Below are 407 nucleotides of genomic sequence, written 5' to 3' on the forward strand. Positions count from 1 at the left end.
AGATGTGTATAAGAGACAGCGGTCACCCTGGGCAGCGCCGTGGGCACGGACAAGAAGGTCGCCAAGGCGAAGACCGCTTTCGCCCCGACCGACAAGACCATCTACGCCTCGGTCGCCACCGAGGGCAGCACCGCCGGCGCCACGCTCAACGCGAAGTGGACCTACCAGGACGGCGACACCACCACGACCGTCAGCGACATCAGCCAGTCGATCAGCACCGATGGCCCGGCGGTCACCACGTTCAAGATCCAGAATCCGAACGAATGGCCGGAAGGCAAGTACAAGGTCACCGTCTCACTCAACGGCCAGGCCGTGGGCAACGAGGCGTTCGAGGTCAAGAAGAAGTAAGCCTTCATACCGTGCGAACGAAAAGGGCGCGCCCGCGGTCGCGCCCGTTTGGGTTGTGG

1 protein-coding gene is annotated in these 407 nt (G+C 63.4%); it reads left to right on the forward strand.

What is annotated here, in order from left to right:
* The first annotated feature begins 39 nt into the window (after nt 1–39).
* Complete coding sequence (locus ACR9ZJ_RS19410) at nt 40–348, forward strand: hypothetical protein (protein WP_481288693.1); 309 nt, start codon at nt 40–42, stop codon at nt 346–348.
* The last annotated feature ends 59 nt before the right edge of the window (nt 349–407 follow it).

This window comes from Luteibacter sp. KNZ12-1A (assembly GCF_056755675.1).